This window comes from Brucella anthropi ATCC 49188 (assembly GCF_000017405.1).
In the GTDB taxonomy this organism is placed as follows: Bacteria; Pseudomonadota; Alphaproteobacteria; order Rhizobiales; family Rhizobiaceae; genus Brucella; species Brucella anthropi.
This window is the reverse complement of record NC_009668.1, coordinates 1,339,877-1,353,503: the sequence shown is the minus strand read 5'-3', so window position 1 is coordinate 1,353,503 and position 13,627 is coordinate 1,339,877. Positions and strand designations below refer to the sequence as shown.

Here is a 13,627-nt window from a genome sequence, read left to right as displayed (position 1 = left end):
GACGCGCATCTTGTCCGAAAACCGCTTCACACTTTTCGGGACGCACTCTAAACGGCGGGTTAAATATATCGTAATACGATATAAATCAATTGCCATCTTTGTGTTTGGGCAAGGGGCTTGCTATTGGGGAAGGGATTGCTGCAAAGCGCCTTCGGAAAAGCCGAACGGGCGTGTTTATATCGAGGTCAGGGAAGAAGCCTGTTGTGAAACAAAATCCGGATGCTTTGACACAAGCCGACTATCAGGCGCTTGCGGAACTTCGCTATCGTTTGCGCCGGTTCATGAGTTTCAGTGCAACGGCTGCGGAAGCGGAAGGGCTTCCGGCGCAACAGCATCAGGCGCTGCTTGCGATCAAGGCCCATGCCGCTGATGCACCGTTGACGGTTGGCAACCTTGCGGAATGGCTTGTCATTGCTCCGCATACGGCAACGGAGTTGGTCGGCAGGCTGGTGGATGCTGATCTGGTGATGCGGATGGTCGATCCTTCGGACCGCCGCCGCCACACATTGGCGCTGACCGACAAGGCCGAGCAGGTTCTTGAGCGGCTCAGCGCCGCGCACCTTGCCGAGATACGCGAGCTTGCCCCCAATCTGATCGATGTGTTGACCAAGCTGGAGCGTGCAGCGAACAAGCCGAAGTAACGGCTTAGAGCGCGTATCGATCTTATTCAATCAGATCAATACGCGCATCTTGTTCCGAAAACCGTTTCACACTTTTCGGGATGCGCTCTAAATCCTGTCCATCAGTGCATACCACGACAGGGCAAGGAACAGCAGCGGTGAGCGGAAGGTGCGACCGCCGGGGAAGGCGGGAATCCGCAGTTCTTCGAACAGTTTCAATCGGTCGCGATTGCCAGCAACGGTTTCGGCATAGAGCTTGCCCATATAGTTTGCCAGCATGACGCCATGACCGGAATAGCCACCTGCGGAAATGACACCGGGCATCACTTCGCGCACGAAGGGCTGGCGCGGCATGGTGATGCCGACCGAGCCACCCCATGCATGGGTGATTTCGACCTTGTCCAGCGCCGGATAAATCTCGGCTATCTGGCGGCGGATGTGGGTGCTGATATCGCGCGGATTGTCGGCAGTGTAGGCTTCGCGCCCGCCGAACAGCAGCCTTCCGTCCTTTGAACGACGGAAATAACGCACCACGAAGCGGGAATCGTCGATGGATTCACCGCCCGGAATAATGGGGCTGTCGTCGCCAAGCGGCACTGTTGCGCCGATGAATGAGCGGATCGGCATGACATGCGATGCGCTGACCGGTTCCAGCAGACCGCCATAAGCATTGACAGCGATGAAGGCATTTCGCGCCGATATGGTTCCGCGATTGGTTTCGACTTCGACCCGTCCGCTTGCGGTGCTGATTTTGGTGGCTCTGGTGTCTTCAAACAGCTTTGCGCCCGCCGCATGGGCGGCTTTTGCAGTTCCGACTAGCAGTTTCAGCGGATGAATATGGCCGGTGCCTGCATCATAAACGCCGCCAAAATAGCGTTCTGAACCGAGCAGACTCGCTGTTTCAGCGCGGTCGAGCAGACGCAGGTGCTGATAGTTGAAGCGACTCGCCATCAGCTCGACATGGCGTTCATACGACTTCAGATAGCGCGGCTTGTGCACGACCGAAATCTGGCCGGGCACATATTCCATATCGATCCTGTGTTCGTCGGCAAAGGCAAGGAGATAGGCCTTGGCCTCTTCCGCCACGTCGAACAGAGCCTTGGCGCGCTCAAAGCCATATTCGGCTTCAAGGTCTTCGGCCCATGTGCGCTGGCCGGTGCCGAACTGGCCACCATTGCGCCCCGACGCCCCATCGCCGAACCGCGCTCCGTCGATGAGTGTGACGTCCACGCCCTGTCTCGCCAGATGGTAGGCAGCCGAAAGCCCTGTATATCCGCCACCAATGACAACGACATCGGCCTGCCGCGAGCCATCCATTTCAGGATATTGCGGCCGATCAGGGACACTCGCTTCGTACCAGGAAATGCCGGGCGAGATTGGGCTTTGGTAGGGCATGTGGAACCGGTCAGACGTTGAGCAGCAGGAACTCGCGTTCCCACGGGCTGATGACTTCCATGAAGGTTTCGAACTCGGCACGCTTGATGGCGGCATAGGTCGTGACGAAGGAACTGCCGAACAGATTGCGCAGCTCCGTGTCTTCCTCAAACAGTTCCACCGCGTCGATCAGGCCGCGGGGCAGTTCGATTTCCTTGGTGTTGACGCTGGTGGTCGCAGGCTGTTCAGCTTCAATCTTGTTCACGAGGCCGATCAGGCCGCAGGCAAGTGAAGCCGCCAGCGCGAGATAGGGGTTGGCATCGGAGGAGGGGATGCGGTTTTCCACGCGGCGCCCATTGGGGTCGGAGCGCGGCACGCGGAAAGCGGTGGTGCGGTTGTCGTAGCCCCATTTGACGTTGACGGGTGCGGAAGCATCCGGCGTCAGGCGGCGATAGGAATTCACATAGGGCGCGAACATGACAAGCGCATTCGGCACATGACGCTGCATGCCGCCGATAAAATGGCGGAAAGCCTCGCTTTCGCTGCCATCCTCATTGGTGAAGATGTTGCGTCCGGTCTTCTTGTCCACGATGGACTGGTGGATATGCATTGCCGATCCGGGCTGGCCCTGAATGGGTTTGGCCATGAAGGTGGCATACATGTCGTGCTTGAGCGCCGCCTCGCGGATGGTGCGCTTGAACATGAAAACCTGGTCGGCGAGTTCCACCGGGTCGCCATGGCGCAGGTTGATCTCAAGCTGGCCAGCGCCTTCTTCGTGGATCAGCGTGTCGATCTCCAGCCCCTGGCCTTCGGAGAAATGATAGATGTCGTCGATCAGTTCGTCGAACTCGTTCACGCCTGCAATCGAATAGCCCTGTCCGCCGCCAATGGCGCGACCCGAGCGACCGACAGGTGGCGTCAGCGGATAGTCGGGGTCGGGGTTCTTGCGGACCAGATAGAACTCGATTTCCGGGGCAACGACCGGTTTCAGGCCGCGCTTGCTGTAGGCGGCAACGACATTGCGCAGCACGTTGCGCGGAGTGAATTCCACCCCGCGTCCGTCCTGATAGACGAGATCGCAGATAACTTGTGCCGTTGGATCGGATTCCCACGGCACAGCCGAAAGGGTCGAGAGGTCCGGCACCAGCTTGAGGTCGCCGTCATCCTCCGGGTAATGAAAGCCGTAGCCGTCTTCCGGATAGTCGCCGGAAATCGTCGTCATGAAGACGGCCGAAGGCAATGCCAGCGAGGTATTGGAAGTGAACTTCTTCGACGGCATCATCTTGCCGCGGGCAACCCCCGCCTGATCGGGGGTAATGCATTCGATGTCTTCGATGTCACGCCAGGCAAGCCATTCGGTCGCCTGCTTCCAGTTCTTCACACCGCGAAGAGATTTGACATAGGCAGGCGTACGGCGACGCGGGGCGCGCGTAACCTTCTTTTCCGTCGTATCAGCAGACATCAATCACCAGAAAATGATTTCGATAACGGCATGATAGCTGCGACCGGCCTCAATGACAAATGGGTCCGGCAAGCTTTTGTGTGCGCCATCGCAGAAAGCGCACACAAAAGAAAATCAATGTGTCAGAGACCGAAATGGCCCTTGAGAGCGGGTACGTTTGCAACCAGCTGGTCGACCAGCTGCGGGTCATGGTCGCGCACATAATTGATCACCTGCCCGCCTGCTTCGGTGATCTGGTCGCTGGAGAGGCCGCTGGAACGAAGCGTGGCAGCGGCTTTGAGAAGCGCACTCATCTTTTCGCCGGCCACATTATCCATCAGTCCCGACAGCGCACCCATAATGCCGCCGGTACTCGAGGCAAGCACGTCGTGGGCGCTGGCGAGCTGCTGGGCATCCGGCAGGAGTGCGAAGATCTTGTTGCCGATTTCCGGTGCGCTGTGCTGCAGAACGGAAAACACCGAGCCAGCCAGCTTTTCTGCAAGCTGCGGATTGATGTTGATCTTGGTGGCGATACTGTCAATGAGAGACTGAACAGACATGAAAATTCCAAATTCCTTGCCCCCGCAAGGGGCGGTTCAAACCGCAGTCGGCGAGCAAACCCTATGGCTTCCACGACCAACCATTTACAAGTGACCCGCAGGCTTGTGCGCCGGATCGGGGTGCAGGGACCACCAATGGTGCACCGGCGTCAATGCATGAGGCGCGGCTTTGTTGGAGTTCGGTGAATTTTCGGTCAAGATTCAGTTTGCGGAATATTGAAGTGGCTTTTCAGTGCCGGGACGAAAGCAAAGAGCTTTCGCACAAGTTCGCGATCTTTTTGCCTGATATGACGGATGACTGTCAGGAATGCCTGATTGGCCTGATCCATGCTCATGCCGGTGGATTTCAATGCCGCCAGACCGCAGACCAAAGCGCCTATTCGCTCGCCCGCAAAATTTCCGGCCACATTCGAAACTGTTCCGAGGATCCCATCTGCATGATGATTTTCAGGGTTGAGCACATCATTGGCGCGTGCCAGTGCGGGCGCTCCGGGAATCAGGTTGAATATTTGCGGCGCGACAATGGGAGCCTCGTGTTGGATGATGGAGAGCAATATACCAACTGTTTGCTCGGCGGTTCCAGGATCTATATTGGCGTTTGAGGCAATATTGTCTATCAAGGATTGGATTGACATTTCTCACCCATGAAAATTGATAAAATAATATTTGTCAGAACAATTTTATGAGAAGTAATACTGTTATTTAGAATAATATAATTTTGTATTCTCTTATACGGTAAGAAAATACAGGGTGCTTCTGGTCGTGTGTTGCAAGAAGGCGTATAGGCTGCATTTGCTCATCTTCGTCGGACCCACTTGAAATGATCGTTCGCCCGCGCCCTCCTTTGTGGAAGCTCTTCTTCATACTCAAGGGCTCCATCATCCTGCGTATCCTGCCGCAGATTTTTGCGGTTTTCCTTCTGTCGGTGCTGGTTGTGTGGGCGCATCGCGCGTTTCCCGGCTGGGTGCCAGCCGTCAACAACGGGACGGCTTTGGCGCTGCTCGGCATTGCGCTTTCGATCTTTCTCGGCTTCCGCAACAATGCCTGTTATGACCGCTGGTGGGAGGCTCGCAAAATCTGGGGTAAACTCGTCTATACGACACGCGGTCTGGGGCGTCAGACGCTGTTGCTGGAGAATGTGCCGGGACTGGAAGGCGGACGGGAAAAGCTGCTCCGTTATGCGATTGCGTTTTCGCAGGCCATGGTCAGCCATCTTCGGCCAGAGGAAACCGGTGGCTCAAACAAATACGACAAATGGTTGTCTGCGGAAGAGCGGAAAGCGTTGGCGGAAAGCCGCAACAAGCCTGATTTCATCTTGCGTCGGCTTGGTGCAGCTCTGGCGGATATGCGTGTGAAAGACGCTCTGCATCCGGTCGATTTCCAGACGCTTGACAGTTCAGTGTCTGCATTGGCAGAGGTTCAGGCGGCCTGCGAGCGGTTGCGGTTCACGCCGGTTCCCTTCGGTTATACGCTGCTTCTGCATCGCACGGCCTATCTGTTCTGTTTCTTCATACCGTTCGGCTTTGCCGATATGCTTGGTTGGGGAACGCCATTTGTGACGACACTGGTGGCCTATACTTTCTTTGGGCTGGATGCGCTGGGCGACGAGCTGGAGGAGCCGTTCGGAACATTGCCCAACGATCTGCCCATCGGGGCTATCGCCGATACAATCGAAATCAATCTGCGGGAAGCATTGGGCGAGGAAAACCTGCCCGACCTTCCTCAACCAGTCGATTATCTTCTTATGTAAAAAAAAGCCCCGACTGGCAGGGCCAGCCGGGGAGGTCAGTTGAGGAAATCCGACCATAAAGCGAGTGGCAGATCAACCCTGTTTCATCGAATTTTACGGGCAACTGCCAGTTTGGACATTGTGTCGCTGCCAAAAGAGAAGTGTGTGAGCATGGCAGCGAGCATGAGAGCGAGGACCGTCATCATTTGTCATGGGTGACGATGACTGGGATCAGTAGATCACCCCAGTTGCCGTCGCCGTTCCCGTGCTGCCGAAGGCACACAAAATGAAGGAACATGGCGGCGACGGCGATTGTCGAAAGCATCATCATTTGTCGTGGGTGACGATGACTGGGATCAATAGATCACCCCAGTTGCCGTCGCCGCCATGATGCCGGGCCGAGCGGACCAGTTCCACGGAAACGCCTGCCTCGACCGCCTTCATGACGGTGTAGTTGAGGCGATGCAGATCGTTGGCGAGCATACGGATAACGGTCTGCTGATCCGTGGTCATGCTTGAAGATTGTTCTTCTGCTCTTTCCTTGACGCGTGCTGGCGAATTCATGGAACTGTTCCTCCTGTTTGTCGCCGGGCTGTTATTCAGCAGCCGGTCTGAACTGTGCTGTTTCAGTCGATTCCTTCATGGCGGTGGTCGAAGACTGGCCGCCGGTGATTGCGAGCGATACGGCATCGAAATAGCCGGTGCCGACTTCACGCTGATGCTTGGTCGCGGTGTAGCCGTTGGCTTCGGCTGCAAATTCCGCCTGTTGCAATTCGGAATAGGCTGCCATCTGCCGATCCTTGTAACTGCGTGCCAGTTCGAACATGCCGAAGTTGAGCTGGTGGAAACCGGCCAGCGTGATGAACTGGAACTTGTAGCCCATCGCGCCCAGCTCGCGCTGGAACTTGGCAATCGTGGCATCGTCGAGGTTCTTCTTCCAGTTGAACGACGGCGAGCAATTATAAGCGAGCTTCTTGCCCGGATGTGCCTTGTGCACGGCTTCCGCGAAGCGGCGGGCCTGTTCGAGATCAGGCTTGGATGTTTCCATCCAGATCAGATCGCAATAAGGCGCATAGGCAATCGCACGGGCGATACATGGCTCAATGCCGTTCTTCACCTGATAGAAGCCTTCCGCCGTGCGGCCCGCATCGTAATCGACGAAAGGCTTGTCGCGCTCATCGATATCCGAAGTCAGAAGCTTGGCGGCTTCCGCATCCGTGCGGGCGATAACCAGCGTTGCCGTTCCCATCACGTCAGCAGCCAGGCGCGCCGCGTTAAGGTTGCGGATGTGCGCTGCCGTCGGGATCAGAACCTTGCCGCCAAGATGGCCGCACTTCTTTTCCGAGGCGAGCTGGTCCTCGTAGTGAACGCCTGCTGCACCCGCCTCGATGAAGGCTTTCATGATCTCGAAAGCGTTCAGCGGGCCACCGAAGCCTGCTTCAGCGTCGGCAACGATGGGGGCAAACCAGGTATCGACCGAAAGTCCCTTGCCTTCGGCGGTTTCAATCTGGTCGGCACGCTGCAACGTCTTGTTGATGCGCTTGGCCAGTTCTGGGGCGGCATTCGCCGGATAGAGTGACTGGTCCGGATACATGGCCGAAGCCGTGTTCGCATCCGCTGCAACCTGCCAGCCGGAGAGGTAGATTGCCTTCAGTCCGGCGCGAACCATCTGCATGGCCTGATTGCCGGAAAGTGCGCCCAGCGCATTGACGAAATCTTCCTCATGGATCAGCTTCCAGAGGCGGTTGGCGCCCATCTCGGCCAGCGAATACTTGATCTCCACCGAACCACGCAGCCTTTTTACATCTTCGGCCGTATGCGCACGCTGGATGCCGTCGAAGCGACCCTTTGGTGCCGAAGGAATAAGGCTGTAAAAATCTGTCATTTCGGTGTCTCCTCACACTTTGGACTGGTTCTGGAAGAGCAATTTGTCTGCGCTCTTTCTGTGACCAGATTTACAATCGAGATTGTTAGTGCGCCAGAAAAACCAATAAAAAGAGCTTATAATTGAGGTAATGCTGTCGGAGTTTTGACTGGATGGCACTGTAAATTTGTAAATCTTGTCAAAGATGAATTTTACAGCTATTTTGTCATGAATTGTAAAACTGCCGTTATGGGTCGGGAGGACCAGGTGAGCGAACGCAAGATATTTGCCGGCCCACGCATCAGGCGCATCCGCAACGAGCGGGGCTTGACCCAGACGGCGATGGCCGAGGCGCTCGGTATTTCGCCGTCTTACCTGAACCTGATCGAGCGCAATCAACGACCGCTGACGGTGCAGCTTTTGCTGAAGCTCGCCAGTGTTTACAAGCTCGACCTCGACAGTCTTCAGGCCGAAAGCGGCTCCACGATCACGGGGCTGAAGGAAGTGTTTTCCGATCCACTTCTGACCGGTGAACTGCCGGGCGATCAGGAATTGGTCGAAATCGGCGAGGCCGCGCCCAATGCTGCCGTCGGCATCATGAAGCTTTACCGTGCCTATCGCGAGCAGCAGCAACGCTTGTCCGATTTGTCGCAATTGCTGTCGCATGAGGGAAGCGGGGCTGAGCTTTCCGCGACGCGCCTGCCGCTCGATGAAGTGCGCGATGTGATGGCGCGGCGGGCCAACCATTATCCGCGTATCGAGGAAGAGGCGGAGAGCTTTTACACCCTCCTTAAGCCGGACGGGGATTTACCCAGCGCCTTGAAGGACTGGCTGCGCCGCGAGCATGGCATCACGGTTCGCACGTTGCCGGTCGCCACCATGCCGAACTGGCGCAGGCGTTATGACCGGCATTCGCAGCGGCTTTTCATCTCGGAGCGTCTGTCGCCCTTCGATCAGCTGCAGGAAATTGCCATGGAGGCGGCGCTGATCCGGATGCAGGTGGTGATCGGCGCAGAAACGGAGGGCTTGAAACTGTCATCGGGCGAGGCGAAGCGCATCGCGCGGTTCGAACTGGCGCGCTATGCGGCGCAGGCCTTGATGATGCCCTATCGCCAGTTTCGCGATGCAGCTGTGCGGGCCCGTTATGATGTCGATGTGCTACGCACGCGTTTCGGGGTTTCATTCCAGCAGGCGGCAAACCGGCTGACCACCTTGCAGCGACAGGGGGCAAGTGCGCTGCCCTTCTTCGTGATGGAAATCGATCATGCAGGCAATCGACTGCGCGTTGCAGGAGCGGAAGGTTTTCCGACCCGCTTCGGCGGTCAATGCCCAAAGCTGCCGGTCTATGCGGCTTTCGCTCAGGCAGGGCAGGTGCTGGTGGAACCGGCGGAACTGCCGGACGGCTCGGCTTTCCTGACAATTGCCCGCACGCTGGAGGGGCCGCAGGGCGCATTCAGCGAGCGTCCGCGCCGGACAGCGCTGTTGCTTGGTTGTGCGCTGGAAGCGGGGGCCGACACGGTCTATGGCGCGTCACTTTCAAAGGCTGGTAATACCGAGATCGGTCCGGCCTGTCGTCTGTGCGAAAGGCAGGGCTGCATCACTCGTGCCGAGCCACCGCTGACACGTCCGCTCGGGCTGGATGAGATGGTGGCGGGGATATCGGCCTTCGACTTCCAATAGTAAGCTGGTGTTTGTCAGGCATAACCGAAATCTCATTGCCCCACGGATGGGGGCGGATGGGTCCTGCGATGCAATTTTTATGTTCGTCCTGTCACGACCCTGTTGACGAATGCTGTGCAATCTAAAAAAGTGCAATAAAGAAACAGTATATACACCTTGAACCTGCACCGGAATTTATCGTGCAGATTGGAGCAAACGATGGGGATCAAATCCTTCCTTCTGGCAACGACCGTCGTGACGGGCTTTGTAGCGGCTGCCACATTTTCCGCGAGCGCGCAGGAGCGGGTGGTCAATATCTATAACTGGTCGGATTATATCGACGACTCCATTCTCAAGGATTTCACCAAGGAAACGGGGATCAAGGTCGTCTACGACGTTTACGACTCCAACGAAATTCTGGAGACCAAGCTCCTGGCCGGTGGCAGCGGCTACGATCTCGTGGTGCCATCGGGCGAATTCCTTGGCCGTCAGATTCCGGCAGGCGTGTTCCTGAAACTCGACAAGGACAAGCTGCCGAACCTCAAGAACATGTGGGATGAAATCTCCAACCGCGCGGCAACCTACGATCCGGGCAACGAATATTCCGTCAACTACATGTGGGGCACGACCGGCATTGGCTACAACAAGGCCAAGATCAAGGAAGCGCTCGGCACCGACACAATCGACTCCTGGGACGTGCTTTTCGACCCGGAAAAGTCTGCGAAGCTTAAAGGTTGCGGCATCTATCTTCTTGATTCGGCCAGCGAAATGCTGCGCCCGGCTTTGAATTATCTGGGTCTCGACCCGAATTCGCCGTCGCCGGACGATCTGCAGAAGGCTCAGGATCTTTATCTGAAGATCCGCCCGAATATCCGCAAGTTCCACTCGTCTGAATATATCAATGCGCTGGCCAATGGCGATATCTGCATGGCCATCGGCTATTCGGGCGATATCTTCCAGGCACGTGATCGCGCTGAAAAAGCAAAGCAGGGCGTCGAGATCGGCTATTCGATCCCGAAGGAAGGCGCGCTGATCTGGTTCGACCAGATGGCGATCCCGGCAGACGCCAAGCATGTGCCGGAAGCGCTTGAATTCATGAACTACATGATGCGTCCGGAAGTGGCTGCCAAGGCTTCGAACTACGTGTTCTATGCCAATGGCAACAAGGCCTCGCAGGAGTTCATCGACAAGGAAATTCTTGACGATCCGGAAATCTATCCGACCGAAGACGTCATGAAGAAGCTGTTCGTGCCCACGCCTTATGACACCAAGACCCAGCGCGTGGTCACCCGCGCTTGGACCAAGATCGTCACCGGCCAGTAAGAGCCGAAATACTATGGGACCGATATGTCCCGCCCGACATCGTGAAGAGCGGCCCACTGTGCAGACGGAGGGCCGCTCTGCGTCTTGTAATACAGCATAATTATCGAGAGCGGTCCCGCTTTAAAGACAGGCTTTTGGTTCCGGGTAGATCGGATAGGGGAACGGAATGGAATCTTTTGGCAGTTTTCGCCGCAAATTTGCGCCCTGGAACGATCCGGCGGCCAAGCCCTTCATTTCTTTTGAGAATGTGACGAAAATATTCGGCGATTTTACCGCCGTCGATGATCTGTCGCTCAATGTTTTCAATCGCGAGTTCTTTGCGTTGCTGGGGGCTTCCGGCTGTGGCAAGACCACGCTGATGCGCATGCTGGCAGGTTTCGAGGAGCCAACATCGGGTCGCATCACGCTCGACGGCCAGGATATGCGCGGCATCCCGCCCTATAAGCGCCCGGTCAACATGATGTTCCAGTCCTATGCGCTGTTTCCGCATATGACGGTCGAGAACAATATCGCTTTCGGCCTCAAGCAGGACGGTATGGCGAAATCGGAAATAGACGCGCGCGTGGCCGAAATGCTCAAGCTCGTGAAGCTGGAGCAATATGGCAAGCGCAAGCCACATCAGTTGTCCGGCGGCCAGCGCCAGCGCGTGGCGCTTGCCCGCTCCGTTGCCAAGCGCCCCAAGGTGTTGCTGCTGGATGAGCCGCTCGGCGCGCTCGACAAGAAGCTGCGCGAGGAGACCCAGTTCGAACTGATGGATTTGCAGGTCAAGCTTGGCATGACCTTCATGGTCGTCACCCACGATCAGGAAGAAGCAATGACCATGTCCGACCGCATCGCGGTGATGGACAAGGGCCGCATCAAGCAGGTGGCGACGCCGGCGGAAGTCTATGAGGCGCCGCGCTCCAAATTCGTGGCTGACTTCATCGGCAATGTGAACATCATCGAAGGCGAAGTGGTGAAAGCCGCGAACGGCGAGGCAGAAATCGCCACGGAAAAATTCGGCTTTCACATTCAGACCGAGACCCGCGAAGAACTCGATCCGGGCCAGAAGGTCTGGTATGCGGTGCGTCCTGAAAAGACACGCATCACACGCGAAAAGCCGGACGATGCTTCGGTCAATGCGGTGGAAGGCGAGCTTTGGGATATCGCTTATTTCGGCGATATGACGGTGTTCCATGTGCGGCTGGAAAATGGGCGCACGATCAAGGCTGCAAGCCTCAATGCCGTGCGCAAGACGGAAAATCCGCTGACCTATGACGAGCGCGTCTGGGTTTCCTTCGATACCGATGCCGGTCTGGTGCTGACCGCCTGAGGAGGCCACCATGCAGAAGCTCGTCGCTTCCATTGCCAGCCGTCTCGTCATCGCAGTGCCTTATCTCTGGCTGCTGGTATTCTTTCTGGTCCCGTTCTTCATCGTCTTCAAGATTTCCCTGTCGGAAGTCGCGATGGCGATCCCGGCCTATATGCCAACTTTCGATCTGGCACAGGGGTTCGCAGCAACGTGGGAGAAAATCAAACAACTCTCCTTCGACAATTATCTCTGGCTGTTGGATGATCCGCTTTATTACAAAGCCTATCTGTCCAGTGTCCGCATTGCGGCTATCTCCACCTTCCTGACCTTGCTTGTCGCCTATCCGATGGCCTATGGCATGGCGCGCGCGCCAACGACAATCCGTCCGACATTGCTGATGCTGGTGATCCTGCCGTTCTGGACGTCGTTTCTGATCCGCGTCTATGCATGGATCGGTATTTTGAAGCCGGAAGGCCTGCTCAATCAGTTTCTGATGTGGCTCAACGTCATCGATACGCCGCTCAATATTCTCAATACCGATACGGCCATCTTCATCGGGATCGTTTATTCCTATCTGCCGTTCATGGTGTTGCCGATCTATTCCTCGCTGGAAAAGATGGACTATTCGCTCATCGAAGCGGCGCAGGACCTGGGCTGCACACCGTTTGCCGCCTTCTGGAAAATCACCTTCCCGTTGTCGCTGGCGGGTGTGCTGGCCGGTTGTTTCCTCGTGTTCATTCCGGCCGTAGGTGAGTTCGTCATTCCGGACCTTCTCGGTGGTTCGCAGACACTCATGATCGGTAAGACGATCTGGAGTGAGTTCTTCTCCAATCGCGACTGGCCGGTCTCGTCGGCGGTGGCTGTGGTGCTCCTGATCCTGCTGATCATTCCGATCGTAATTTTCCAGCAGGCGCAGGCGCGGGCGCAGGAAAAGGGGAAATAGGATGCAGAACAACTGGTCCCGCTTCAATATCGCATCGGTGGCTCTGGGCTTTGCCTTCCTCTATCTGCCCATCGTCCTGCTGGTTATCTACTCGTTCAACGAATCCCGACTGGTCACGGTCTGGGCCGGATTCTCGACCAAATGGTATGTCGAGCTGTTTCGCAATCAGGCGCTGATGGATGCGGCATGGGTGACGATCCGCGTCGGCCTTCTGTCCGCAACGATTGCGACGGTTCTGGGTACGCTCGCAGCGCTGGCGCTGACACGTTATACGCGCTTTCGCGGACGCATCCTGTTTTCGGGCATGGTTTACGCACCGCTGGTCATGCCGGATGTCATCACCGGTCTTTCATTGCTGCTGCTGTTCGTGGCGATGAATTTCGACCGTGGCTTCTGGACGGTGACGCTTGCGCACATCACCTTTTCGATGTGTTTCGTGGCGGTCGTCGTGCAGTCGCGTCTGGTGAGCTTTGATCGTTCGCTGGAAGAAGCGGCAATGGATCTGGGCGCGCCGCCGGTCACGACGTTCATGAAGGTAACTCTGCCGGTCATCCTGCCTGCGGTGGTTTCGGGCTGGATGCTTGCATTCACCCTGTCGCTCGACGATCTGGTGATTGCAAGCTTTACCTCTGGTCCGGGCGCAACCACGCTGCCGATGAAGATCTACAGCCAGGTGCGCCTTGGTGTGACGCCGGAAATCAACGCTGTCTGTACAATCCTGATCGCGCTGGTGACGATCGGTGTCATCATCGCCTCGGTCGTCAACAAGCGTCGTGAAGTGCAGCGCCGCCGCGACGAGCAGGCGGCATTCCGTATGGGATAA

The 13,627-nt window shown here is 56.7% G+C and carries 13 protein-coding genes; 7 read left to right on the top strand and 6 right to left on the bottom strand.

All coding sequences use genetic code 11. From position 1 onward, the window contains the following. Positions 1 to 281 precede the first annotated feature (281 nt). A complete protein-coding gene (locus OANT_RS20315) occupies positions 282 to 641 on the top strand; it encodes a MarR family winged helix-turn-helix transcriptional regulator (protein WP_231771608.1) in 360 nt (119 codons plus the stop codon). An 87-nt stretch (positions 642 to 728) separates the two neighbouring features. On the opposite strand, the gene OANT_RS20310 is transcribed toward OANT_RS20315, so the two are convergent. The 4 genes from OANT_RS20310 to OANT_RS20295 all read right to left on the bottom strand — a co-directional run bounded on the left by OANT_RS20310 (position 729) and on the right by OANT_RS20295 (position 4,630). Further along, complete coding sequence (locus OANT_RS20310) at positions 729 to 2,015, bottom strand: NAD(P)/FAD-dependent oxidoreductase (RefSeq protein WP_012093282.1); 1,287 nt, start codon at positions 2,013 to 2,015, stop codon at positions 729 to 731. Between the two features lie 10 nt (positions 2,016 to 2,025). Beyond that, positions 2,026 to 3,456: a glutamine synthetase family protein gene (locus OANT_RS20305; RefSeq protein ID WP_010659122.1), complete on the bottom strand. Its 1,431-nt coding sequence runs from the start codon at positions 3,454 to 3,456 to the stop codon at positions 2,026 to 2,028. A 122-nt stretch (positions 3,457 to 3,578) separates the two neighbouring features. Further along, a complete protein-coding gene (locus tag OANT_RS20300; RefSeq protein WP_012093281.1) occupies positions 3,579 to 3,995 on the bottom strand; it encodes a 3-hydroxyacyl-CoA dehydrogenase family protein in 417 nt (138 codons plus the stop codon). Between the two features lie 194 nt (positions 3,996 to 4,189). Beyond that, positions 4,190 to 4,630, bottom strand: coding sequence for a hypothetical protein (locus OANT_RS20295; RefSeq protein ID WP_012093280.1), 441 nt, complete (start codon positions 4,628 to 4,630; stop codon positions 4,190 to 4,192). Positions 4,631 to 4,815: 185 nt separating this feature from the next. Here OANT_RS20295 and OANT_RS20290 point away from each other — a divergent pair, with 185 nt between their 5' ends. Next, a complete protein-coding gene (locus OANT_RS20290; RefSeq protein WP_012093279.1) occupies positions 4,816 to 5,745 on the top strand; it encodes a bestrophin family protein in 930 nt (309 codons plus the stop codon). Between the two features lie 306 nt (positions 5,746 to 6,051). Here the strand turns inward: OANT_RS20290 and OANT_RS20285 are convergent, their stop codons facing one another. Next, positions 6,052 to 6,288, bottom strand: coding sequence for an SMc00767 family acetate metabolism repressor (locus OANT_RS20285; protein ID WP_010659117.1), 237 nt, complete (start codon positions 6,286 to 6,288; stop codon positions 6,052 to 6,054). Positions 6,289 to 6,319: 31 nt separating this feature from the next. Next, entirely contained in the window at positions 6,320 to 7,609 is a 1,290-nt protein-coding gene (aceA, locus tag OANT_RS20280; protein ID WP_012093277.1) for an isocitrate lyase, read from the bottom strand. 246 nt (positions 7,610 to 7,855) lie between these two features. On the opposite strand from aceA, the gene OANT_RS20275 reads away from it, so the two are divergent. The 5 genes from OANT_RS20275 (at position 7,856) to OANT_RS20255 (ending at position 13,627) form a co-directional block, all read left to right on the top strand. Continuing rightward, positions 7,856 to 9,268 carry a helix-turn-helix domain-containing protein gene (locus tag OANT_RS20275; RefSeq protein WP_040128638.1) on the top strand — a complete coding sequence of 471 codons (1,413 nt, stop codon included), beginning with the start codon at positions 7,856 to 7,858 and terminating at the stop codon, positions 9,266 to 9,268. A gap of 198 nt (positions 9,269 to 9,466) precedes the next feature. Further along, the gene (locus OANT_RS20270; protein ID WP_010659114.1) at positions 9,467 to 10,570 is read left to right on the top strand and encodes a polyamine ABC transporter substrate-binding protein; all 1,104 of its coding nucleotides are present in this window, start codon (positions 9,467 to 9,469) and stop codon (positions 10,568 to 10,570) included. Between the two features lie 166 nt (positions 10,571 to 10,736). Further along, positions 10,737 to 11,882, top strand: a complete 1,146-nt coding sequence (locus OANT_RS20265) for an ABC transporter ATP-binding protein (RefSeq protein ID WP_012093275.1) — start codon at positions 10,737 to 10,739, stop codon at positions 11,880 to 11,882. Positions 11,883 to 11,892: 10 nt separating this feature from the next. Then, positions 11,893 to 12,804 carry an ABC transporter permease subunit gene (locus tag OANT_RS20260; RefSeq protein WP_010659112.1) on the top strand — a complete coding sequence of 304 codons (912 nt, stop codon included), beginning with the start codon at positions 11,893 to 11,895 and terminating at the stop codon, positions 12,802 to 12,804. Between the two features lies 1 nt (position 12,805). After that, positions 12,806 to 13,627 (top strand): ABC transporter permease, encoded by an 822-nt coding sequence (locus tag OANT_RS20255; RefSeq protein ID WP_010659111.1) that lies wholly within the window; start codon positions 12,806 to 12,808, stop codon positions 13,625 to 13,627.

Coding starts and splice junctions, on each gene's coding strand:
- OANT_RS20315 (WP_231771608.1), top strand. CDS start 282: ATGAGTTTCAGTGCAACGGCTGCGGAAGCGGAAGGGCTTCCGGCGCAA.
- OANT_RS20310 (WP_012093282.1), bottom strand. CDS start 2,015: ATGCCCTACCAAAGCCCAATCTCGCCCGGCATTTCCTGGTACGAAGCG.
- OANT_RS20305 (WP_010659122.1), bottom strand. CDS start 3,456: ATGTCTGCTGATACGACGGAAAAGAAGGTTACGCGCGCCCCGCGTCGC.
- OANT_RS20300 (WP_012093281.1), bottom strand. CDS start 3,995: ATGTCTGTTCAGTCTCTCATTGACAGTATCGCCACCAAGATCAACATC.
- OANT_RS20295 (WP_012093280.1), bottom strand. CDS start 4,630: ATGTCAATCCAATCCTTGATAGACAATATTGCCTCAAACGCCAATATA.
- OANT_RS20290 (WP_012093279.1), top strand. CDS start 4,816: ATGATCGTTCGCCCGCGCCCTCCTTTGTGGAAGCTCTTCTTCATACTC.
- OANT_RS20285 (WP_010659117.1), bottom strand. CDS start 6,288: ATGAATTCGCCAGCACGCGTCAAGGAAAGAGCAGAAGAACAATCTTCA.
- aceA (WP_012093277.1), bottom strand. CDS start 7,609: ATGACAGATTTTTACAGCCTTATTCCTTCGGCACCAAAGGGTCGCTTC.
- OANT_RS20270 (WP_010659114.1), top strand. CDS start 9,467: ATGGGGATCAAATCCTTCCTTCTGGCAACGACCGTCGTGACGGGCTTT.
- OANT_RS20265 (WP_012093275.1), top strand. CDS start 10,737: ATGGAATCTTTTGGCAGTTTTCGCCGCAAATTTGCGCCCTGGAACGAT.
- OANT_RS20260 (WP_010659112.1), top strand. CDS start 11,893: ATGCAGAAGCTCGTCGCTTCCATTGCCAGCCGTCTCGTCATCGCAGTG.
- OANT_RS20255 (WP_010659111.1), top strand. CDS start 12,806: ATGCAGAACAACTGGTCCCGCTTCAATATCGCATCGGTGGCTCTGGGC.